Below are 22406 nucleotides of genomic sequence, written 5' to 3'. Positions count from 1 at the left end.
CCTGGATGTCGCTCATCGTGCTCACCACACGCTTGACCGTCTCCGCACCGCGCATCACCGCCTCGTTGCTCTGACGACCCAGCTCGTTCGCCTTCTGCGCACTTTCCGCGTTCTGCTTCACCGTCGCGTTCAGCTCTTCCATCGAACTCGCCGTCTCTTCCAGCGAACTCGCCTGCTCTTCGGTACGCGAACTCAGGTCGCTGTTGCCGGCCGAAATCTCCCGCGCTGCCGTGTTGATCGCCTCCGTCGAATCCTTGATCCGGCCCACCACCTCGCGCAGCTTGTCCACTGTCGTGTTCGTGTCTTCTTTCAGCCGACCCAACGTGCCCGCGTAATCGCGCTCGATCTTTTCGGTCAGCACACCGCGCGAAATCGCGTTCAGCACGCGAGCGGTGTCTTCGAGGCCGCCAGCCACGACCGCGACGAGCTCATTCATGCTGACCGCAAGCGACTTGAAGAAGCCTTGCTTGCCCTGCATGTCGATACGGTGGGTGAAGTCGCCGCTGACGGCTGCCGCGATCATGTCTTCCACCTCTCGCTCGACGATCAGTTCCTGCGTGCGTTCGGTCCATTCCGCGACCAGCCCGATGCGCCGCCCGGCATCATCAAGGATGGGCGTGGTGACGACGTCGAAGGTGCGCGACCCGATCACCAGTTCGCTGTGCTGGGCATTGCCGATCTGTTCCGACTTGCGGACGAATGCGGGGTTGTCGCACAGCAAAGCGACATTGCTGCCGATGATGCGGTCCACCGAAAACGACGGAACACTCCGTCTGACGTCAGACTCGATCTCGCCCAAGGTCTTCAACATGGTGCGGTTGGCATAGATCACATTGCCGTCGGCATCCGCGATGCGAACGTTGCGGCTCACGAAATCGAGTGCCGTGCGTACGCGCAGGTTCTCGGCGGATACCGCATGATCACGCTCGATGCGCTGTTTCAGGTCCGCACGCATCTTGTCGAGCGCCTGCAGCAGATGGCCAATCTCGTCCAGCGCACCGGCGTCGATCGACCGGTCCAGCATGCCTGTCGAAATCGCATCGGCATGACGCCCGGCGTCACGCAAGCGCGAGGCGATGCTGCGCCCGAGACGTATGTTCGGCACGCCGATCGCCAGTGCAACGACCATCACGCCGAGGACCACCCACAAGGCCTGGTCGAGAATCAGCGCATCGACCTCATCCACATAGATGCCGGAGCCGACGATCCAGCCCCACGGCGCAAAAGCACGTACATATGAAACCTTGGCCACCGGGTCTGTCGAACCGGGCCGCGGCCACATGTAATCGACGAAGCCCGCTCCATCGGCCTTGGCGACCGCCACCATTTCAAGAAACAGGGTTTTGCCGTTCGGGTCTTTCGATCCGCTCAGATCCTTGCCTTCCAGCTCAGGCTTGGTCGGGTGCATCACCATGCGCGGACCGAAGTCATTGATCCAGAAGTAATCCTCGCCGTTGTAGCGCAGCGTGCGCAGCGTTGCGATGGCCTGCCGACGCGCCTCGTCCTGCGTAAGCTCGCCGGACGCGGCACGCTTCTCGAATGACTCGATCACACCCCATGCGGACTCGACCGCAAAACGCGCGGCGCTCTTGCGGTCATCCAGCATGTTGTCGCGCATCGCGAACAGCAGTATCGCGGCAAGCGCAACGAAAGCTGCAAGCGTCACGGTAACCATCACCATGAGCCGGCGCTGCACGGTCAGGTTGCCGGAGCCAGACGAAAGATTCGATGTCTTTGACATTTTATATTCTCAGTGCAGGGGGTTTTCGACAAGCGCCATGTCGGCCGAAAGCATCAGCCTTTCGATATCGACAACGATGAGCATGCGGTCATCGATCGAGCCGAGGGACTGGATGTAGCGGGTATCGAGGCTGGAAGCGAATTCGGGCGGCTCGCACAGTTGCGCAGGATCGATCGACAGCACGTCGGACACGGCATCGACCACGATGCCGACGACTCGACCCCCGACATTCAGGATGATCGTGACGGTAAAGGGGGTGTACTCGACGACACCGACCCCGAACTTGATCCGCAGATCGACGATCGGAACGATGATGCCACGCAGATTGATGACACCCTTGATGAAAGGCGGCGAGTGGGCAATGCCCGTCACCGCATCGTAGCCGCGGATCTCCTGCACCTTGAGAATGTCAATGGCGTATTCCTCACCACCGAGCGTGAAGGTCAGGAACTCCTGGGCGTAACCGCCATCGACGGTACCGCTTTGTTTCGGGTGCGCTGATCGCGCCAGTTGGGTCATTGCCTGCTCCGCTGCGTCTATCACTGTTGCTATATCGGCCGGAACCTTGCCTGCCTTGAGGATTCGCAGCGCCCGAAAGCAAGCTTGTTTGCAAACTAACAGGCTGTTGAAATTCGCCGACAAACGATGACGCACCCGCGACCGATGAGCCGACCGAATGCGATCCGGCACGGAAACTGCCGGTTTATCGCCCGTGCGCTGCTACGCGAACCCGCATCGCGCATGGATTTGTCGCTCATTGCCGCACTTCCTGCGGCACCGCGAACATTATTCGCGCCATTCGCGTGAGATTGCATGCGGTCATCGTCAGTTTGAACTGCTGATCAACTCGCTGGATGCCTCGGAACACGGTTTGCCGAATCCGCCCGACCGTCTTTCCCCAACCGAAGTGTTCCTCGATGCGCTTGCGGATCACCTGGCTGATCCGGTAGCCGTCGTGCCGCGTCGTCCGTCCATCGATGGCGCTGCCGCCGCGGCGCCCATCGTTCTGCGCCACATGCGGAGTGACATTACGCTGCCGGCAGGCAGCAACGAAGTCGGCCGTGTCGTAGGCCTTGTCGGCGCCAACTGTTTTGGAATGAGTGCCGGGAACGCGGTCGAGCATCCGGATTGCCGCTTCGCGTTCGCCAGTACCGTCGGCATGCGTGACCACCGCGCTGACAACCAGACCCGAGCGGTTCTCCATTAGCACATGCCCCTGGTAGGAAAGGATCGAGGCCGTGTTGTGGCTCTTCCGATACAGGCGGGCATCGGGATCAGTCGTGCTGGCATGGGTGTCATTGCTGCGCGGCTTGCCCTTCCAGTCGGCTTGGACGTTGCGCCCACCGCCGCCTCGCGTCTGGTCATTCGAGCCGTCCTTCGGGCGAAAGCTCTTCTGGCTGGCCCAGGCCTGGATCAGCGTGCCATCGACGGAGAAATGTTCCTTCGAGAGCAGGCCTTGCCGGTCGGCCAATCGCATCACTTCGGTGAAGAAGGATTCGACCACCTCGTTCTCGAACAGTCGATTCCGGTTCTTCGAGAAGACGGAATGGTTCCAGACCGCATCTTCCAGCGACAGACCCACGAACCAGCGAAAGAGCAGGTTGTAGCGCATCTGCTCCATCAGCTGCCGCTCGGAGCGGATCGAATAGAACACCTGCAGGAGCAGTGCCCGCATCAGCTTCTCGGGAGCAATCGAGTCGCGTCCGCTGTCGGCGTAGATGCTATTGAACAGACTGTTCAGACGCACCAGTGCTTCATTGACCAGCGACCGGATTGCGCGCAACGGATGGTCCACCGGAACGAAGTCATCCAGCTTGGCTACCGTGAAAAGATTTTCCTGCATACCATCCGCTCCGCGCATACCGCTCACTCCGCCTTGATCATGAACACGATATACCGAACGTCTACCCCGCAAACCCCGTTGACGCGGGGGCGAATTTCAACAGCCTGCTAACGATCTGCATCAGACGCCGAAGCGACGGGACTGCTCCGCACCGGAGGCAGCCGGGCGGCAAGGTACGATGCTGGATGCGGGGACTCTGCAACGACTGCCTACGCAGCCACCGCCATGCCGACGCGGGCGGTTTCGACCAGCGCCTGCACGTCAAGGATCAGGCCGACGTGCCCGTCGCCCATGATGGTTGCGCCGGAGATGCCCACCACCTTGCGGTAATTGGCTTCCAGGCTCTTGATGACGACCTGGTGCTGTCCGACCAGTGCATCGACGAACAAAGCGATCTTGTCGCCGTCGGATTCCAGCACCACAAGGATGCCGCGCTCCAGATCGGTCGTGCCGCCGGCCAGGCCGAAGGCATCGCGCAGCGTCAGGATGTTCAGGAATTCATTGCGCACCTGCACCAGGCGGGGCACGCCGCCGATGCTCTTGATCATGTCGGCAGCCGGCTGCAGCGACTCGACCACATAGTTCAGCGGGATGATGTAGGTTTCATCGCCGACCGCGACCGACATGCCGTCGAGGATGGCGAGCGTCAGCGGAAGTCTTACCGTCATGCGCGTGCCTACACCGGTCATCGAATCAATGTCGACGCGCCCCCCCATCGCCGAGATATTGCGCTTGACGACATCCATGCCGACGCCGCGTCCCGACACTTCGGTCACCTGATCGGCGGTCGAGAAGCCCGGTTCGAAGATCAGTGCCCACACGTCCTGGTCTGTCATCGAATCGCTCACCGCCAGCCCGCGCTCGCGCGCCTTGGACAGAATGCGGTCACGACTGAGCCCGGCACCGTCGTCACCGACTTCGATGACGATGTTGCCGCCCTGATGGGAGGCCTTCAGCGTGATCGTGCCTTCTTCCGGCTTGCCGCGCGCAGCCCGTACCTCGGGCGTCTCGACACCATGGTCTAGACTGTTGCGCACGAGATGGGTCAGCGGGTCGGAGATGCGCTCGATCAGTCCCTTGTCGAGTTCGGTCGACTCACCCGCAAGGACGAGCCTGACCTTCTTGCCCAGTTTCTGCGACAGGTCGCGCACGACGCGCGGAAAGCGCGAGAACACCGTGGACATCGGCAGCATGCGGATCGACATCACCGATTCCTGCAGGTCGCGCGTATTGCGTTCGAGTTGCTGCACGCCGCTCATCAGGCGTTCGAATTCGACCGGGTCGAGTTTCGACGCAGCCGACATCAGCATGGCCTGCGTGATCACCAGTTCGCCGACCAGATTGATGATCTGGTCGACCTTGTCCACACCGACGCGTATCGACGTCTCTGCTGCCGCGGCAGGCTTCGCACTACGCGGCGCAACGGCCTTGGGGGAGTCGCTCGACACCTCGACCGGTACAATGACCGCGGACGCCACCGACGCTGCGGCGACCGGCGACACGATCGACAATCCCGCAGCGGCGTCCGGCGTGTCCATGACAGCCTGCGCGGCAGGCGGCGGATCGAAGAAGCCGTAGGAGGGATCGGCTGCCTGGTCGTTGTTGGCTGTCAGTGCAACGGCATCGGCGTCGAACAATCCGTAACTGTCATCGACCGCGCTTGCGGCGGCAGGCGAGGCCTCGTCGAACAGACCCCACGCGGTGTCACCATCGACCGATGATTCGGGCAAGGCGTCGAACAGGCCGTACGCATCGTCGCCATCGCTGGCCGGTAAGGTGATCGCGAAGCTGTCGGAGACGGCGACGAACTCGACCAGCTCGCGCAATGCCTCAGCATCGACGCGCCCTTCGAATACGCCGTGCCAGCGCCCGTCCTCGCCCAGGGAGAGGTCGAGCAGGCGGCCACCGAGTGCGCCTGCCTCGCGGGCAAGGTTCTCGATCACGCCGGCCGCGTCGCCCCGGTCGGAAGAGAGCAGAAAGCTGAAGCGGAAATTTGATTCGCCGGGCGGCGGCGTTGCCGCATCGGGCGCGTCCGCCGGCTCAACTGCATCGGAGTACAAGGTCTTCAGCGCAGCGCACACCTGCGCCACCCGCTGCAGATCGGCTTCGCCGATGCCACGGTGTGCCGCCACCAGATCGCGTAGCAGATCGCCGGCTTCAAGGGACGCATTGACCATGGCCGGCGTCATGACTACTTCGTGCTTGCGCACGCGATCGAGCAGGGTTTCGAGCTCGTGCGTGACCTGCGCGAGGTCGTGGAAGCCGAAGGTGCCGGCGCTGCCCTTGATCGAGTGGGCGGCGCGGAAGATCGCATTCATCTCTTCGTCATCGAGACTGTCGAGATCAATGTCTAGCAGCATCTGTTCCATGTTCGACAGGTGTTCTGCGGCCTCTTCGAAGAACACCTGGTAGAACTGGCTCAGGTCCATGGTCATGAACGGTCTCCCGATTGCGGATATCGACGCACGTCGCGTGCGCTCAGCCGATCACTTTCTTCACCACCTCGACCAGCTTCTGCGGGTCGAAGGGCTTCACCAACCAGCCGGTCGCGCCGGCGGCACGGCCCTGCGCCTTCATCGCATCCGACGATTCGGTGGTCAGCATCAGGATCGGCGTCGCCTTGTACTGGGCCAGGCTGCGCAGATTGCGGATCAGCGTCAGTCCGTCCATGCGCGGCATGTTCTGATCGGTCAGCACGAGGTTGACCGATTTCAACTTCGCCTTTTCCAGGCCGTCCTGTCCGTCCACCGCCTCGATCACGTCGTAGCCGGAGCTTTTCAGCGTGAATGCCACCATCTGGCGGATCGACGCCGAATCGTCAATTGCGAGCACAGTTTTTGCCATCAAGTTTCTCCTTCAGAACAGTTCAATTTCGCCTTCCCGGAAGGCTTGCTGCGCCACCGGGTTCTTGCTGTCGGCAGCTCGAAGCTGTTCCAGCACCTCATCAACCCGTCGGGCATGCACATCCGTCGCACGGCCCTGAACCGCGGCTTCGCTCAGCTCGCATGCTGCCTTCATGACTTCGTCGACATTGTCTATGCGGCGTTGCACGTGTCCGATCAGCTGCGAAGTCATGTCCTGGAACTGCAGGGACGTCACCGCAGTCGCCACCGCGTGATCGACGCGCTCAACCGATTCGCCCAGCGTTTCGATCGAGCGCTGACGCCTCTGGTGCAAGGTTTCAAGACCGCGCACCACACTTTCGACACGTTGTTTCGATTCCAGCGCAAAGGTCATGTCCTGACCGGCCAGATTGGCCAGTGCGTGCTCCGTCAGTTTCACATTGGCCTGTACGCGATCGACCAGCGTGACGATCTGCTGGCTGAATTCGCTGGTCCGCGACGACAGCGTGCGCACCTCGTCGGCGACCACTGCAAAGCCTCGCCCGGCCTCGCCGGCCCGCGCCGCTTCGATGGCGGCATTCAGTGCCAGCAGATTGGTCTGCTTGGAAATGCCACCGATCTCGCCGAGCAGCGATCGCACGCTTTCGGTCTCGCGCGCGATGCCTTCGGTCAGTTCGACCAGTTCCATGCCGAGCTTGCTGTTCTGCACGACACTGTCGACGACGCGTTGCATCGTGCCCGACGTTTCCTCGACAAAGCCTTCGAAATCGAACTGCCCATCGCCGTCGCCGTTGGTCAGTGCGAGCGCGGTTGTACGCTGACCGGTGGTCTCTGACTGCATGCTTTGAAAACTGTCGGTCAGGCCATTGATCGCTTCGTGCAGAAGGGTCTGAACCCGGGACAGTTCCTCGGCCATATGGTCGCACTGCGACCTGACCTGAAGCGCGCTGCCGGACAGCACAGCGTGGCCCGAATCAGTGTCATGCGTGCGCGCGGCCTGAGGCGTGTCGGCGAACGAAGGTGTCACCCGGCCGCGCAGCAATACGATCGACGCGATCGCCCAGATTGTCGCCACGAACAACCCCAGCGAAAGCACCGGCGCGAGCGCATCGGGTCGGAGTGCGACAGCCAGCAACGCACCGAGAACCGTCAGGCTCCATGCGGCGACATGTGGTAACGAAATGCGATTCATGGATTCTTGCATTCGGTATCAGGGTTGAAACTTGGACGGTATAACGGCGGACGCGATGACAACTTGACCCATTCCTTTTTCATCAATTGATGCGGATCAGGGGGCTGCCGGCTCCGCCTCGCCACCGACGAGATTCTCGACGTCGACCGACCTTCCATCGGCGAGGAACAGCTCTTCGGTCTGCTTGTTGAGCACGATGATGCTGATGCGACGGTTGATCGGGTTGTACGGATCCTCCTTGTCGAAGGACACGATGGAGCCCATGCCGACAACGCGCAGTACCTTGTCCGGATCCATGCCGCCGGCGATCAGCTCGCGCCGCGAGGCGTTGGCGCGGTTGGCCGACAGTTCCCAGTTCGAGAAGCCGCCGATGCCGCCGGCGAATGGTGTCGCGTCGGTGTGACCGGACAGGAAGACTCGATTCTCCACCTGGTTCAGGATCAGCCCGATTTCGCGCAGAATGACGGAGGTATAGGGCTGCAGCCGTTCGCTTGCCGAAGCGAACATCGGCCGGTTCTGTTCATCGACGATCTGGATGCGCAGGCCTTCCGAGGTCACATCGAGCACCAGTTGATTTCGGAACGGCCGCAGATCTGGATTGGCTTCGACACGCGCTTCGATCTGGTTCTTCAGTTCGATCAGTTTGGCGCGCTCGACGCCTTCGGCCTTTTGCTTTGCATCGTTCTCCGCATCCTTGCTGGCGGTGAGATTGAACGATCGCTTCTTTGCCTCGACCGTGCCGTACTTGACCTGGCCGGTCTGCCGCGTGAGGTCTCGACCGCCGCCCTGGATGATGCTGGAACTGTCACCCGAGCCCGACCCGCCCTGCTGGGCGACCTTGAGCGGATTTTCAAAGTACTCGGCGATGCCTTCGAGATCGCCCTGCGCGGTCGAACCGAGCAGCCACATGAGAAGGAAGAAGGCCATCATCGCTGTAACGAAGTCGGCGTAGGCGATCTTCCACGCGCCGCCGTGTGCGCCGCCGCCGCCTTTCTTGATCTTCTTGACGATGATGGGCTGCTGGGTATCGTCGGACATGGTTCAGTAATCCGGAACGGGTTTCAGGTCGGCGTTGCGCGGTCGTGACAGGGGGACGCAATCAGAACGGGGGCGGGCCTACTTGCCCTTGCGGTTCTTCACTTCGTCTTCCAGTTCCTTGAAGCTCGGGCGGTCCGGCGAATAGAGCACCTTGCGGCCGAACTCGATCGCCACCTGCGGCGCGTAGCCGTTCATGCTGGCCAGCAGCACCACCTTCATGCACTGGTAGATCTTGCCGCCCTCCTCCATCTTCTGTTCGAGCTGCGAGGCGATCGGCGCGACGAAGCCGTACGACAGCAGAATACCGAGGAAGGTACCGACCAGTGCGCCACCGATCATTTTGCCGAGCACCGCCGGCGGCTGGCCGACTGAACCCATCACATTCACCACGCCCATCACCGCGACGACGATACCGAACGCCGGTACGCCATCAGCCACCTTGGAGACGCAGTGCACGGCCACGTGCTGCTCGGCGTGGTGGGTGTCGATCTCGGCATCCATCAGGCTTTCGATCTCGAATGCATTCAGGTTGCCGCCCACCATCATGCGCAGGTAGTCGGTCAGGAAATCGACCGCGTGGTGGTCGGAGAGGAATTTGGGGTACTTCGAGAAGATCGGACTCGCTTCGGGGTTCTCGACGTCAGCCTCGATGGACATCAGGCCTTCCTTGCGTACCTTGGCAAGGATTTCGTAGAGCATCGCCAGCACGTCAACATAGAAGGCCTTGTTGTATGACGACCCCTTGAACACCGATGGCAGGGCTGCCACGGTGGCCTTGATCGCCGGCATGCCGTTGCCGGCCACGAAACCGCCGATCATCAGCCCGAAAATGGCCACGTATTCGGCCGGCACCCACAGTGCAGCCAGACTGCCATGAAGGGCGTACGTGCCCACCGAGGCGGCAAGGATGATGACGTAGCCAATGATCAGAAACATGGACTTTCCCTGTGTATGACGGATGTTCGGGGCATCAAGCACTCAGTGCCTGTTGGTCTAACGGCACCGCATTGCGAAACTTGACCATGATTCCCCGACCACCGGCAGGCACCGGAAACCCGCACCTGTGGCGACGGCACAAAAAAAAGCCGCCACGGGTTGCCCCGCGGCGGCGAGCCCCTTGCTTTCGCAAGGAGGAGGTCAGACAGGAGAGTAGAACGAGCTGTCAGGCGGCGATCAGGGCCTCGCGCGCGCGCCGCGTCTTGCCGGCGCGTGCCGGGATATGGCACAGGCCGCAGACGTAGCTGGATTTCGGGTCGTAGGCATGCGCCACGAAGTGACCGCCGCAGCAGGTGCAGGGCGTGCGCTGCAGCAGCTTGGCGTCGAAGAAGCGCACCAGGGTCCAGGCACGGGTCAGGCTCAGCACCTCTTCCATGTCGTGCGTCTGAACGTGTTCCTGGTAAAGGCGGAAGGCCTTCACGATGCAGTCGAGCTGGGATCGCTCGGTGTTCTGCTTGAAGAAGGAAAAGAAGGACATGAACAGCGAAGCGTGAATGTTCGGCTGCCAGGTCATGAACCAGTCGGTCGAGAAGGGCAGCATGCCCTTGGGCGGCGAAACGCCCTTAACTTCCTTGTACAACTTGAGCAGACGCTCGCGCGACAGGTGGGTTTCGGCCTCCAGCAACTGCAGGCGTGCGCCGAGCTTGATCAGGTCTGCCGCCAGGGCGATTTCACGACCTTCCGAAACGATGCTTTTGTTCTTCATGACCTTGAACCCCTTGAATCAGGAAACTGCTTCGACCGGCTGGGCGCAGGCCAGAATCGTGGCATGCAGATGGGAGGTCGCGGCATCGCGACCATGGCTCGACAGCAGGCCGAGCAGCACGCGGTCGTCGAAGCGCAGGCGGCACAGCATCATGTTGGCGCTGGCCATCTTCAGGACCTGGGCCGGCGACAGCGACTCGATCATGTCGGCCACTTCTTCGCTGACGCCGAGGCGGAACATGGCTGCGTCGCGATCTTCGCGGATCATCTGTTGAGCGAGCATGAGGTAGGCAAGATTCAGTTCCCTGATCTCGTTGAGCAAACCGGTTGTCTTCATCATGCGTTCCCTTCAGTCGGCAGGCACCAGGTGTTTCAGTGCATGGGATGCATTCTGCCCAGCAGGGGGTCATTGCCCAATCAGGACAAGACGTAAGTTTATGTACGTGAAGACGAGCGGAATCCTGTAGGAAGTTCTCCTACATGAAGGGACCGGGGTCGGGTTGTCGCGCCGGCCGACGGGCGCGCGGAGCAGGAAATCCGGCTAGATCAAGAGACTTCCATCCATGATCCGCTTGCTGAGCAGGTCGGCTTCCACCGGCCGCGAGAAGAAATAGCCCTGAAAGCGGTCGCACTGCTCGCGCCGCAGGAAACCCAGTTGTTCCGGTGTTTCAACGCCCTCCGCCACCGTCGTGAGACGCAGGCTGCGCGCCAATGAGATGATGACGCGGATGATGGCGGCATCGTCTTCATCATCGTTGATGTCGCGCACGAAGGATTTGTCGATCTTGACGATGTCGATCGGAAAGCGCTTCAGATAGGACAGCGACGAATAGCCGGTGCCGAAGTCGTCCATCGAAATGCGCACGCCCATGTTCTTCAGCGCCTTGAGCATGCCGATGGTGGTTTCCGCATCCTTCATCAGCACCGATTCGGTGATTTCGAGCACCAGTTTTTCGGCCGGGAATCCGGTGTCTTCCAGTGTTGTGCGCACCGTTTCCAGCAGGCGCGGCTGGGCGAACTGGACAGCCGAAACATTGACCGACATCGACAGGTCCTGCATGCCCTGCTCGTGCCACTTTCTGCCCTGCAGGCAGGCTTCGCGCATGACCCAGGCACCGATTTCGACGATCAGGCCCGATTCATCGGCCAACGGAATAAAGCGGTCCGGCGGAATGATGCCGCGCTGCGGGTGACGCCAGCGCAGCAGCGCCTCGACGCCGGACGTACGGCCGGTTACGCCATTGAGTATCGGCTGGTAATTCAGGAACAGTTCGCCGCGCTGCACCGAATGGCGCAGATGCGTCTCGAGCACCAGCTTCTCGGCCGAACTTGCGCTCATTTCGTGGGCGTAGAAGCTCAGACCATTGCCGCCGGCACGCTTGGCGCTCGACATCGCCGCCTCGGCATTCATGATCAGCGACTGCGCCTCGCTGCCGTCCTCGGGTGTCATCGCCACGCCAAGCGATGCGGTCAGGAACAATTCCAGTCCGTCCTTGATGACCGGTGACGCGAATGCTTCCAGCAGCCGGTGCGCGAAGACGCGCGCGTCGTCGCGCGTGGTGCAGGACGGCGCAAATACGCAGAAGCGGTCACCACTCAGACGCGCGATCATCGCGCCCTGGCCGGCACGTTCGATCAGTCGCGAGACGACTTCACGCAAAACGACGTTGCCGGCGTCATAGCCGAAACTGGTGTTGATGCGAAGAAAGCGATCGATATCGACCACCATCAACGTCGCGTGGCGCGCTTCGGTACTGCGACGCGCGGTATCGAGCCAGTCGTCGATCTGGGCGCGCAGCAAGGTCTGGTTAGGCAGCGCCGAAAGCGTGTCGAAAAACGCCAGCGCATGAATGCGTGCATCGGCCGTCTGCACTGCCCGGCGCGTTTCAACGCCGCGCAGCTCACGTTCGATGACCGGCACCAGACGCGCGATATTGCCCTTCTGGACGTAGTCGGCGACACCGTTGCGCATGGCCGAAAACGCCATGTGGTCGGAAATCTTGCCGGAGTAGATGATGAACGGAATGTCGCGACCGCTGCGCCGCAGGACTTCCAGCGCGGAGGCAGAATCGAAGCCCGGCATCGCATGATCGGAAATCACCAGATCCCACTCGCGCTCCTCGAGGGCGCGTGCGAGCTCGTGCGCACTGTCCACGCGCTCGGAATAGGTTTCGAGACCGCGTGCGCTCAGTTGCGCATTCAGCAGGAAGACGTCGTCTTCATTGTCCTCGACCATCAACACCTTGATGGTTCTGAACCCTCCCATCCTGTCCGAGTGGCGATCCATCAACTTCATTCCAGGTCGTGTGCACGATCAACGAACCTTAACGACGGCAGGAATGGTGGGAACTTGAGCACAGCACAACGCGCCAGCGGTAAAAATGCCGCTTTTGCCGGAAGGGCGGAATCGACTCAGTTGGCTGCGCGCACCCGTCCGCGGCCGGCACTCTTGGCATCCATGAGGGCCTGATCGGCCAGCGCAAGCAACGCGTCTGCGTCCGGCATCGGCGAAAGTCGTTCCGCCACACCGATGCTGATCGAGCTTTTCAGGCGCAGCTGACCGGCCTGCAGCGGCACGGCTGCCACCCCGGCGCAGACACGCTGGGCGCACGCCATGGCCTGTTCCAGCGTGGTGTCCGGGCAGATGATCAGGAATTCGTCGCCGCCAGTGCGGCACACCACGTCCTGCGCGCGCATGCATTCGCGGATGGCACGCGCCGTCTGCTCCAGCACCTGATCAGCCACGTCGTGACCGTAGGTTTCGTTGATCTGCCGGAAGTAGTCGACGTCGATCAGCATGCACGACAGCGGCCGTTCGCTGCGCAGCGCGATCGCCCATTCCTGGCCGATGCGCGCCATGGCGTAGCGCCGGTTCGGGAATCCGGTCAGCGAGTCGGTCAGCGCGACCTCCTGCAGGCGCCGGTTGCTGACGCCCAGTTCGGCCGCGTAGCGGCGGATTTCCTCACGCTCGGCCTCCAGATCCTTCTGCAGCCGGATCAACCGCTGGCCCGCACGCAGCCGGGCTTCGAGTACGCGCGGCTTGAGCGGCTTCACCATGTAGTCGTCGACACCCGCTTCGAAGGCCTCGACCAGGCGTTCCTCGTCTTCGTGACTGGTCAGCACGATGATGTAGATATTGCGGCCCATGCGGGTCTGACGCAGCGTGCGCGTCAGCTCCAGCCCGTTCATCTCCGGCATCACCCAGTCGACCACCATGATCTGGGGCTGGAATTCGAGCGCGCGTTCCATGCCCACCACGCCGTTCTCGGCACACGTAACCTGATAGCCACCGCGCAGCAACAGCGCCTGCAGCGTCATGCGGGTGGCGGCATCGTCATCGACCACCAGTGCGCGCAGCGCGCCGGGGTCCGGTGCGTCGTTCGCGGCCTCCACCTCAATCGACGCTGGCGCCGGAATGGCCGTCTCGGGCAGTGCGACATCGTTCAGGTTGGGCAATGCATAGGCATCGACCGGCAGAATCTGCGACCAGTCCTTCCATTCGCGCGCAACCTCATCGCACAGGGTGCTGACCTGATCGGGCAGCCACGACATGCGCGCCGCCAGCGCGCGGGCAATGCCCATGTGAAGCACCCGCTCCGCCTCGTCGCAAAGGCAGGCGGCCTCGACCGCACGCGCCAGTCCGAGGGCCAGCGTCAGGCTGTATTCGCGCGAGTCGGGCTCTCCCTGCGCCGACAGCGCTGACTCATGGCCGAGCACGGCGGCGACAAAAAAACGGGGCATACCCCAATCGGCAAGCATGGCCGCGCTCAGCTCGACGTGGGTCATCGCGAACGCCTGCCGCTCGACATCGAGCAGCATTTCCGGCTCGCCCCCACGCACCTCGTCGAGTACGCGCGAATACTGCGCCGGAAACACGCTGGCCAGGCCGAGGGCGCCGATGCCGGACAGCAGACCGACGCTGAAGCTCTCTTCCAGTCCGGCCGAACGCATCACGGTCATGATCTTCTGCGTCGCGATGGCGCGGATGACCGATCCGGTCCAGAAGCGCGAATACGGAAAACTTCGGCACAAGCCCTTGCCGTTGCTGGAAATCAGCGAAAAGCCCAGGGCCAGATTGCGTACCGCAGCCATGCCGAGTACCGACAGTGCGTCGCGGAGCGCCACGATGGGCCGCATGCCAGGCGCCAGCGTGCCGTTGGCCGCACATACGAGGCGCCCGACCAGCGACGGATCGCCCTGAACCAGACGGGCGAGCTCGGCCAGCGAGGCGTCACCCCGTTGCGTCATACGCGCAATCGCCAGCGCAATACCGCGCGGAGAAGGCAATTCGCCGGCCGCCTTGATTTCCTCGAACCGGCTTGTATCAATCAGGTCATTCATCTTCTTTGCCATCGTCCAGGCCTGAACGGCGCGCCATGCGTCCGTTTCAGAATATGCCTCATGGCATCAGCTTACGGCGCGGGAGACACGGTTCTTGAGGGCAGGTGCGCAGGTAACAGGCGGGGCGCTACACTCCGGACTCTTCATTTCGAACAGCCGGTGTACCCATGAATTTCTGCGCTGACTGCGGCAGCAAGGTTGAACAGCGCGTGCCGGTGGGCGACAACCGGCTGCGCCACGTCTGCCCGGCGTGCGGCACCATCCACTACCAGAACCCGCGCATGGTGGTGGGCACCCTGCCCGTCTGGGAGGGGCAGGTGCTTCTGTGCAGGCGCGCCATCGAGCCGCGCCTGGGTTACTGGACGCTGCCCGCCGGGTTTCTCGAAAACGGTGAAAGCGCGGCCGACGGTGCATTGCGCGAAACGCTTGAGGAGGCCTGCGCGAGGGTCGCATTGATTGCGCCCTACACAATGGTCAGCGTGCCACAGATCGACCAGATGCACATCCTGTTCCGGGCCGAGCTGATCGACACGGATTTTTCGCCCGGCAGCGAATCGCTCGACGTCCGGCTGTTTGACGAGGCGGACATTCCATGGGACGAACTGGCCTTTCGCAGCGTGTCACTGACCCTGCGCACCTTTTTCGACGAGCGGCGCAAGGGCGGTTTCGGCGTGCACCACTTCAGTCTGGACGTACCGGGCCGAAGCTGAAGCTGAAGGTTGCGCCCTGGCCGACCACGCCCTCGGCCGACACATGTCCGCCGTGCAGACGGATCACCCGCTGCACGATGGCCAGACCGATGCCGCTGCCGTCAAATTCGCGATTGTTGTGCAGGCGCTGGAAAGGCGCGAAAAGTCGACCGACATAGGCCATGTCGAAGCCGACACCGTTGTCGCGCACGTAGTACGCCGCCTGGCCCTGCAGCTCTGTTTGCCCGATCTCGATGCGCGGCTGCGCCTGCAGCCGGGTGAATTTCCACGCGTTGCGCAGCAGGTTTTCGAACACGACGCGGGCCAGTCCGGAATCGGTGTCGGCCCACAGACCTTCCGGAATGACCCAGTGGACGTAGCGATCGGGTGCTTCGGCCGTCAGTTCGCGCACCACGTCGCGCGCGATGTCCGACAGATTGGTCAGTGAGCGGTGCACTTCGGCGCGCGACACGCGCGACAGTTCCAGCAGGTCATCGATCAGTTCGCCCATGCGCTGGCTGTTGCGGCGGATGCGCGACAGATATTCGCGCCCCTGTTCGTCGAGCAGATCGCCGTAATCCTCCACCAGCAGGCGCGAGAAGCCGTCCAGTGCGCGCAGAGGTGCCCTCAGGTCGTGCGACACGGAATAGCTGAACGCCTCCAGTTCGCGTATCGCCGCTTCAAGCGCTGCAGTGCGCGCGCCGACACGTCGCTCCAGCTCGTCGTTGAGTGACTGCACACCCTGTACGTGCTCGGCCTGGATGCGCTCGGCGTCGCGTTGTGCGGTCATGTCGCGCCGCACCGATACGATCCCGTTGAACTGGCCATCATCGTCGGTCAGCGGAATGACGCTGACTTCGAATACCCGCTCCTCGCCGTCCGGCATGACGAGGCGCTGCTCTTCCCGATGCGGCTTGCAGGACAGCGCCACCGCTTCGGCGATCTGGTGGTCCTGCTTCAGCACGTCGGCCATCGACGGCAGGTGCGCCGCCAGTTCCTCGCTGGTGGCGCCCAGCCAGGCCATCTTCTTCAGCCAGCGCGTATCGAGCAGCGAGCGGTTGGCCAGCCGCCAGCGCAGATGCTTGTCCTGCAGCACGATCAGCTCCGGCAGCGCATCGACCAGCGCACGCAGTCTGAACTCTTCCTCGCGCAATGCTTCGCGCGCCTGCATTTCGGCCGTGATGTCCCGACTCACGCCGCGGTAGCCCGAAAAGGCGCCAAGCGCGTCGAATACCGGCTCGCCGGATGAGGCCAGATAGCGCCAGCGCGAACCATCGCGGCGACGGGACAGGAAGTCGCGGAAGGCGTCGTGGCGCTCCAGCGTCTGGCGCAGCAGGCCCCACGGAAGGGTGAGCGCCTCTTCGCCGGCGATTTCCCAGGGTGCGCAGCCGTCCAGCGCGGTGTCGCCGAAATGCACGCCGGTCAGTTGATCCGGCAAGCGGTGATAGCGCAGGTCGGCGTCGAGTTCCCAATGCCAGTCGGCCGACAGCAGCGTCAGCGCGCGAAAATGCGATTCGCGTTCGCGCAGCGCGCGCCGCGCCGTCTGCTTCTCGAACATCGCGGCACCGATGAACAACGCGGTCGCTGCGGTCAGCGTGATCAGCCCGTGCAGCACGAAAATCTGCACACCCATCGCGTGCTCGTTCAGCAGCGAGATGCCTTGTGCGGTGCCGGCCAATGCGGTCAGCGATGCGATCAGGAACACCGTCCAGCCGACACGGGGCGGAAAGCGCAACGCTATCCAGATGACCAGCGGCAGCGAGGCATACAGCTGCAGGATGGGTTCGGCCAGCAGGGCGACACCGAAGAAGGTCGCCGCCAGCATGCCAAGCAGTGTGAGGATGACCAGCACCTGTTCAATCAGCCGACGCGGCGACTGCACCGGCGAGCGATCGGTTGTCCAGGCCAGCAGCGGCAGCATGGACACCACGACGCCCAGTGCGTCGCCGAGCCAGATCGACGCACCGGTATCAAGCCAGCGGGCCGCATGCAGGTCATGCGCCAGCGCCATGCCGAAGGTGGTGGCTGCGGCACTGATGATGGCCACCGCATAGGCCACCGCCAGCAGCTTGAAGGCGCCGTCGGTACGCTCCAGCAGATGCGCCGGTTCGCTGATCAGATGCCGCAGCATGCGCGCCCCCGCCCACGGCGCGAGCAGTTGTCCGGCCGCGTGCATCAGGGCCATCGGTATGGGCAGTTGCGCCAGCGCGGTTCCAGCGATGACACCGATCAGCACGCCCGGCAGCGCACGGTTGCCGAAGCGAAGCAGGACGAACAGCGCGAGGCCGATCGGCGCCCACATCGGCGTGATGCCCGATGCGTCGCGCAGCTGCAGGTTTGCCGCTACGAGCACGCAGTAGCCGATTGCGATCAGGGCATTCAGCGGGAACGGGCCGAGCAGCGGCTGCAGCGAACCGGGCGGCACGACTTCGGCTGCCGGCGCGCTTGCCTGCGCATCCTGTTCGTGCATTGCGTCAACCGGCCTGTTCATGTGATGCACACACCCGCTTGACTATCGCAACAACTATTTCTAGGTTTCAACGACCGCAGCACAAACCATCCCTGTGGAGCATGAAAATGGAACGACGCCACTTCATCGCGACCTGCAGCGCTGCGTGCGGCATGCTCGGGCTGAACCAGCCTGCGCAGGCCCGCATCGTGCGAAGCTTTCCCCGCAGCGTACTGACCGACAGTGACGGCCAGCCGTTGCGTGCAGGCTCGCTTGAGCCGGGCGTCAATTATGTTTTCCAGTGGCCCTACCCGGCCACACCGTGCTTCCTGCTCGATCTCGGTCAAAAGGTTGCGGGCCGGAAAGACATCCGCACTGCGGATGGCCGCCGCTATGACTGGCCGGGCGGCGTCGGCCGGCGCCAATCGGTTGTCGCCTACTCGGCCATATGCTCGCACAAGCTTACCCATCCCACACGCGACATCAGTTTCATCGCCTATCGCGCTGACGCAACGCCGCACAATGCGCGCACCCGGGTCATCCACTGCTGTTCCGAGCACAGCCAGTTCGATCCGGCCGCCGGCGCGCAGGTGCTCGAAGGCCCGGCCCCGCAACCGCTGGCCGCGATTGTATTGGAGTACTCAGCCGAGCGCGACGAACTGGCTGCGGTCGCCACCCTGGGCGCCGACGTATTCGATCGCTTCTTCAGCACTTTCGGCTTCCGGCTTGCACTGGAACACGGCGGCGACCGCGCCATGCAGCCGGTAGGCGACCGCACGCGCGTGATTCCGATGGCGGAGTTCTGCCGTCAGCAGGTGCGCTGCTGAACGGTCAGCCAGCACTCGAGCCGGGCGCGAGTGATTGATCGTCCTGTCCGGCGTCGTCCGGTTCGCCATCAAGTTCCAGTTCCACCGCGAAGCCGTGCGGCGGCAGATCAACCGACATGATGGCGGTACTCGCCGCTGTCCTGAACGCAGCCAGCACCCGTGCATCCACCGCATCATGTCCGCTGCTGCGCACGAGCGAGACCGCGACGACACGGCGCGCATGCAGACGCAGCGCGATGGACATGCGACCCCCGGTTGCCTGAAGCAGCGCGCTGTCGCGGGCAACGGCGCGCGCAATCGCGTAGCGAAATGCACGCAGCGAGGATTCCGCAACGACGGGTGACGGCGCGTCACGTTCGGGCCGGGGTGGTGCGAAGCGGCCGGCAGGAACGGGCAAGGGTGGCGGACGATCGATCGACAGGCGGGATTCCGGAGCGGCCGACAGGACTTGCGCAACGGTGACCGTCGCCGCTGCGGGCGCCGCCGGAACGAGCCGCAGTGTGCCGACCAGAGGAGCCGGTGTGTCGGGTATCGAACGCGGCAGCGGAAGCGGCCAGATCAGCAGTCCGTGCAGTGCCAGCGAAAGCCCCGTTGCGGCCAGCAGCTTCGATGATGGAACACGTCGGCGACGCGGTTGCAAATTCATCTTCCTTTGCTAGAGTACGTGCGCGCTGCGAGCGGAAGGCCGTTACACTCATCCGGCAAACGATCGCCCGCGCGCAAGTCTGCGTTTCCGCGTTTCCTGCCTGTCAAGCTGGACACTATGGAGGTTGCCAAGGCCGTGTTCCCGTCGATGGAAGAGCACCCACCGCTGAGCTTAGCGCGGGAACGCCGCCGGCCGGCACATCCGTGGATACTGACGCTGGATGCCAACGGCGTGCCGCATCGCTGGGTGAGCTGGCAGCACGCCGTGTTCTATCATTCGAAGGATCTTGTGGCCTGGGTCGCCGGCAGCCACGAATTCGAAATCCGCGGTGGCATCAACCGGATGACCGGCGAGCAATCCTTCATCCGCACCAACAGCATCATCGCGATCAAGGGTCGCAGCCATGCGCACAAGCTGCAGATGGCCGTGCCGCCGCTGAACAATCGCGAGCTGTTCCACCGCGATCGCTCGATCTGTGCCTACTGCGGCGGCGATTTTTCGGCCCAGAAGCTGACGCGCGACCACATCCTGCCAGTGTCTCAGGGCGGTCGGGATCTGTGGATGAATGTGGTCACCTGCTGCCGTCCGTGCAATCAGCGCAAGAGCGGTCGCACGCCTGAACAGGCGCACATGCAACTGCTGTATGCACCCTATGTGCCGAACAAGGCCGAGTACCTGATCCTGAGCAACCGCAACATTCTGGTCGACCAGATGGATTTCCTCTCCCAGCACGTGAATGCCAACAGTCGCTGGAAGGCGGCCTAGGGTCTTTACGCATCTGATCCGTGCGTCACGCGTGCTGCCACAGCACGTCTCAGGGCGAGGCGAACAGACCTCAGACCTGCTCGGCAGCCGGCGCACGTCGGCGCGTCTGGCGCGGCAGCAGCAACTGGAATACCGTGCCCTGACCGATCGCGCTCTTGCATGACAGCGAGCCACCGAGCGCCCGGATCTGCGCCAGCGCATGTGCCAGCGTCGGGCGCGCCTGACCTTCGCCGGCAGTCGAAGCGAACAGCGCGGCCACCCGTGCAGCGTCCATGCCGCGGCCGAAATCGCGGATGCGGATTTCCGCGTGCAGCACACCGTTCCAGTTAACCCCATCCGCACTGCTGACGGCGATGCGCCCGCCGCTGCCGATCTGCTCGGCACTGACCGTGAGCAGCGCGGCCACGATGTCGCGCATCGCCGACAGCGGCAGGTGCAGCGGCGGCAGCGCCGAATCAAGGTGAAGTTCGCTCGTGATCGAACGCGCGCGGAACGTCCGCTCGTCGGTCTCGGCCATGATCTGTTCGATCAGCTGGTTGATGTCGGTCCATTGCGCAGCCGCGCTGATGTCCGGCGGGCGGCTTTCGAACTGGTGCAGCACAGTGTCGATGCGGATCACCTGATCGTTGAACACCGACAGCTCGGATTCGAGCATCGAATCGGCGCCCATCTTCAGGCGCATCGACTTCACCTGGTGCTTCAGCAGACCGAGCGGCGTGTTCAGGTCGGCGCGCAACTGCCGCGAGTGCGCGGCGTACTGTTCCACCATGCTGCTGCGCAATTCGCCCAGATTGCGTGCCTGTACGCGCTGCGTACGCAGTGCGCGCGCGGTTGCGCCGGCCAGTGCGTCGAGTCCGGCAGCGCGCCTGCGCAGGCCTGACAGCGCCGAAACAGGCATGCGATGCAGTGCCAGAGCTTCCACCCGGCCGTCGCCGAGCAGCGGCAGCATCAGGCACGCTTCGCCGCGTGCCGGGCGCAGCAGCCGCTGGACGCTGATCGGCAGGCGCGCCGCCTGCCGGGCATCCTCGCAGTACCAGGGCTGTCCGCGCAGCAATTCCTGACCGATATCGCCCAGCCCCGAATTCGCCAGGTCGAGCTGAATGCGACCCGGTTCGCCGGCTTCGTCGAGCACGGCGAACCGGGTCTCGCCGTGCGCCGGCAGCAGCATCTGCGGCATCGGCAGATCGAGCAGCAGGGAACCGGCCAGCCGGTAGGCACGCAGCAGGTCGTTGTCAGCGCTGGGTTCCAGCACCTGCGCGAGCAGACCGCTGCGGGCGAGATCGAGCAGCACCGACTGTTGCGGATCAGTACCGTTCGCCGGGTTGAACGAGGCGTCGGGCGAAACCTCGAAGAACGGGCGATAGGGTGCGCCGGCGATCATCGGCGCCACCGGGTCGAGCAGCTGCAACGCATCCAGCCGGGACTGCGTGCGTCGGCAGGCGGTCTGCCAGGCGTCGTTGAGCTGGTCCATCGGCAGCCCGGTCAGCGCATGCGCCAGCGCGGCGTGCTGCATCGCGTCGCCGCTGCCGCCGCCCGACAGTTCTTCGGCCGCGCGCGCGACGCGCAGCAATTCGGGCGCATCGTGGAACAGCGCCGCGTCGGCGTGATGGAAGCGCAAGGCGTCGGCCAGTTCGCCGGCCCACCCCGCCGACAGCAGATCGGCGGCGACTTCGGCGTGCGACACACCCAGTTCGGCGGTCTCGAGGCCTGACAGCGCGAACTCGTCATGACCTTGCGCCAGCAGGTTCAGGTACGGTGGGCTGTTCGACAGCAGCGGCATCGCCACATCGAGCAGCAGACCTGCAATGTAGGCCTCGTCGGGGTCACTGTTGCCACAGCGCAGCGAAAGTTCGCGCGCGGTTTCGGCGCTCAGCAGCGAATGTGACCAGTAGCGACGGAATCCGTCCGGCACACCGCCGAGGCGGGACGACCACTGGTAGGTGTCGAGCAAGGCCGCGCGGATCAGGGCCTGCCCGCCAGCGTCGATCACCGCATCGATGCGACGGGCTGCGCTCAGGCCGTTCGGGTGTTCCAGCGCTTCCGACGCGCGCAGCACGCGCAGCACGAGCACCGGATCGGCACGCAGCAACGCCGACAGCGGCTGCGCCTCGCCCTGCGGCGAGCGCAGGCCGAGCGCCGTTCCGGCAATCACCGGGACGGAGGGCGCGCCAGACAGCACGGCACATTCGATCGCGCTTGCAGCGTTGGCTGACATGCTGTGCAGGAAACGGGATACGTCGGGGTGACCCCCGGCGCTGACCTTTTTTGATTGTTTATCGGCCGTTCTGACGGACGGAACCCGGTCGGATAATACCGCAGTGTTTTGCCACA

At 63.4% G+C, this 22406-nt stretch carries 18 protein-coding genes; 3 read left to right on the top strand and 15 right to left on the bottom strand.

The features are described 5' to 3' along the window. From NMQ14_RS18290 to NMQ14_RS18235, 12 genes are all read right to left on the bottom strand, one after another. On the bottom strand, positions 1-1741 hold a 1741-nt coding region (locus tag NMQ14_RS18290; RefSeq protein WP_257098302.1), incomplete at its 3' end, for a methyl-accepting chemotaxis protein. Positions 1742-1750: 9 nt separating this feature from the next. Next, on the bottom strand, positions 1751-2260 hold the full coding sequence (locus tag NMQ14_RS18285) for a chemotaxis protein CheW (protein ID WP_257098304.1): 510 nt from the start codon (positions 2258-2260) through the stop codon (positions 1751-1753). A 235-nt stretch (positions 2261-2495) separates the two neighbouring features. Next, complete coding sequence (locus NMQ14_RS18280; protein ID WP_257098301.1) at positions 2496-3602, bottom strand: IS5 family transposase; 1107 nt, start codon at positions 3600-3602, stop codon at positions 2496-2498. A 191-nt stretch (positions 3603-3793) separates the two neighbouring features. Further along, positions 3794-6019 (bottom strand): chemotaxis protein CheW, encoded by a 2226-nt coding sequence (locus NMQ14_RS18275; protein ID WP_257098300.1) that lies wholly within the window; start codon positions 6017-6019, stop codon positions 3794-3796. 43 nt (positions 6020-6062) lie between these two features. After that, a complete protein-coding gene (locus NMQ14_RS18270; protein WP_257098299.1) occupies positions 6063-6428 on the bottom strand; it encodes a response regulator in 366 nt (121 codons plus the stop codon). A 12-nt stretch (positions 6429-6440) separates the two neighbouring features. Beyond that, positions 6441-7619, bottom strand: coding sequence for a methyl-accepting chemotaxis protein (locus tag NMQ14_RS19770; protein ID WP_306441331.1), 1179 nt, complete (start codon positions 7617-7619; stop codon positions 6441-6443). 96 nt (positions 7620-7715) lie between these two features. Beyond that, the gene (motB, locus tag NMQ14_RS18260) at positions 7716-8657 is read right to left on the bottom strand and encodes a flagellar motor protein MotB (RefSeq protein ID WP_257098298.1); all 942 of its coding nucleotides are present in this window, start codon (positions 8655-8657) and stop codon (positions 7716-7718) included. A 78-nt stretch (positions 8658-8735) separates the two neighbouring features. Then, complete coding sequence (gene motA / locus NMQ14_RS18255) at positions 8736-9593, bottom strand: flagellar motor stator protein MotA (protein ID WP_257098297.1); 858 nt, start codon at positions 9591-9593, stop codon at positions 8736-8738. 226 nt (positions 9594-9819) lie between these two features. Continuing rightward, a complete protein-coding gene (gene flhC / locus NMQ14_RS18250) occupies positions 9820-10359 on the bottom strand; it encodes a flagellar transcriptional regulator FlhC (RefSeq protein ID WP_257080363.1) in 540 nt (179 codons plus the stop codon). An 18-nt stretch (positions 10360-10377) separates the two neighbouring features. Continuing rightward, positions 10378-10695, bottom strand: coding sequence for a flagellar transcriptional regulator FlhD (gene flhD, locus NMQ14_RS18245; protein ID WP_257080626.1), 318 nt, complete (start codon positions 10693-10695; stop codon positions 10378-10380). Between the two features lie 204 nt (positions 10696-10899). Further along, positions 10900-12645, bottom strand: coding sequence for a bifunctional diguanylate cyclase/phosphodiesterase (locus tag NMQ14_RS18240; protein ID WP_257098296.1), 1746 nt, complete (start codon positions 12643-12645; stop codon positions 10900-10902). Between the two features lie 125 nt (positions 12646-12770). Then, entirely contained in the window at positions 12771-14699 is a 1929-nt protein-coding gene (locus tag NMQ14_RS18235; protein ID WP_257098295.1) for a diguanylate cyclase, read from the bottom strand. A gap of 167 nt (positions 14700-14866) precedes the next feature. Here NMQ14_RS18235 and NMQ14_RS18230 point away from each other — a divergent pair, with 167 nt between their 5' ends. Next, positions 14867-15409 carry an NUDIX hydrolase gene (locus NMQ14_RS18230; protein WP_257098294.1) on the top strand — a complete coding sequence of 181 codons (543 nt, stop codon included), beginning with the start codon at positions 14867-14869 and terminating at the stop codon, positions 15407-15409. On the opposite strand, the gene NMQ14_RS18225 is transcribed toward NMQ14_RS18230, so the two are convergent. Beyond that, positions 15381-17879, bottom strand: coding sequence for an MASE1 domain-containing protein (locus tag NMQ14_RS18225; protein WP_257098293.1), 2499 nt, complete (start codon positions 17877-17879; stop codon positions 15381-15383). The two genes, NMQ14_RS18230 and NMQ14_RS18225, sit on opposite strands and share 29 nt — an antisense overlap. 86 nt (positions 17880-17965) lie before the next feature. Here NMQ14_RS18225 and NMQ14_RS18220 point away from each other — a divergent pair, with 86 nt between their 5' ends. Next, positions 17966-18664: a Rieske 2Fe-2S domain-containing protein gene (locus NMQ14_RS18220; RefSeq protein ID WP_257098292.1), complete on the top strand. Its 699-nt coding sequence runs from the start codon at positions 17966-17968 to the stop codon at positions 18662-18664. 4 nt (positions 18665-18668) lie between these two features. On the opposite strand, the gene NMQ14_RS18215 is transcribed toward NMQ14_RS18220, so the two are convergent. Beyond that, positions 18669-19310 (bottom strand): hypothetical protein, encoded by a 642-nt coding sequence (locus NMQ14_RS18215; RefSeq protein ID WP_257098291.1) that lies wholly within the window; start codon positions 19308-19310, stop codon positions 18669-18671. 117 nt (positions 19311-19427) lie between these two features. Between NMQ14_RS18215 and NMQ14_RS18210 the strand changes: the two genes are divergently transcribed. Then, on the top strand, positions 19428-20075 hold the full coding sequence (locus NMQ14_RS18210) for an HNH endonuclease (protein ID WP_257098290.1): 648 nt from the start codon (positions 19428-19430) through the stop codon (positions 20073-20075). Between the two features lie 70 nt (positions 20076-20145). Here NMQ14_RS18210 and NMQ14_RS18205 read toward each other — a convergent pair whose 3' ends face one another. Then, a complete protein-coding gene (locus NMQ14_RS18205; RefSeq protein WP_257098289.1) occupies positions 20146-22290 on the bottom strand; it encodes an HDOD domain-containing protein in 2145 nt (714 codons plus the stop codon). Positions 22291-22406 lie beyond the last annotated feature (116 nt).

Source organism: Methyloversatilis sp. XJ19-13, from assembly GCF_024580155.1.
Lineage (GTDB): Bacteria > Pseudomonadota > Gammaproteobacteria > Burkholderiales > Rhodocyclaceae > Methyloversatilis.
The sequence above is the reverse complement of the archived record's forward strand: the minus strand, read 5'-3'. Positions and strand labels throughout refer to the sequence as shown.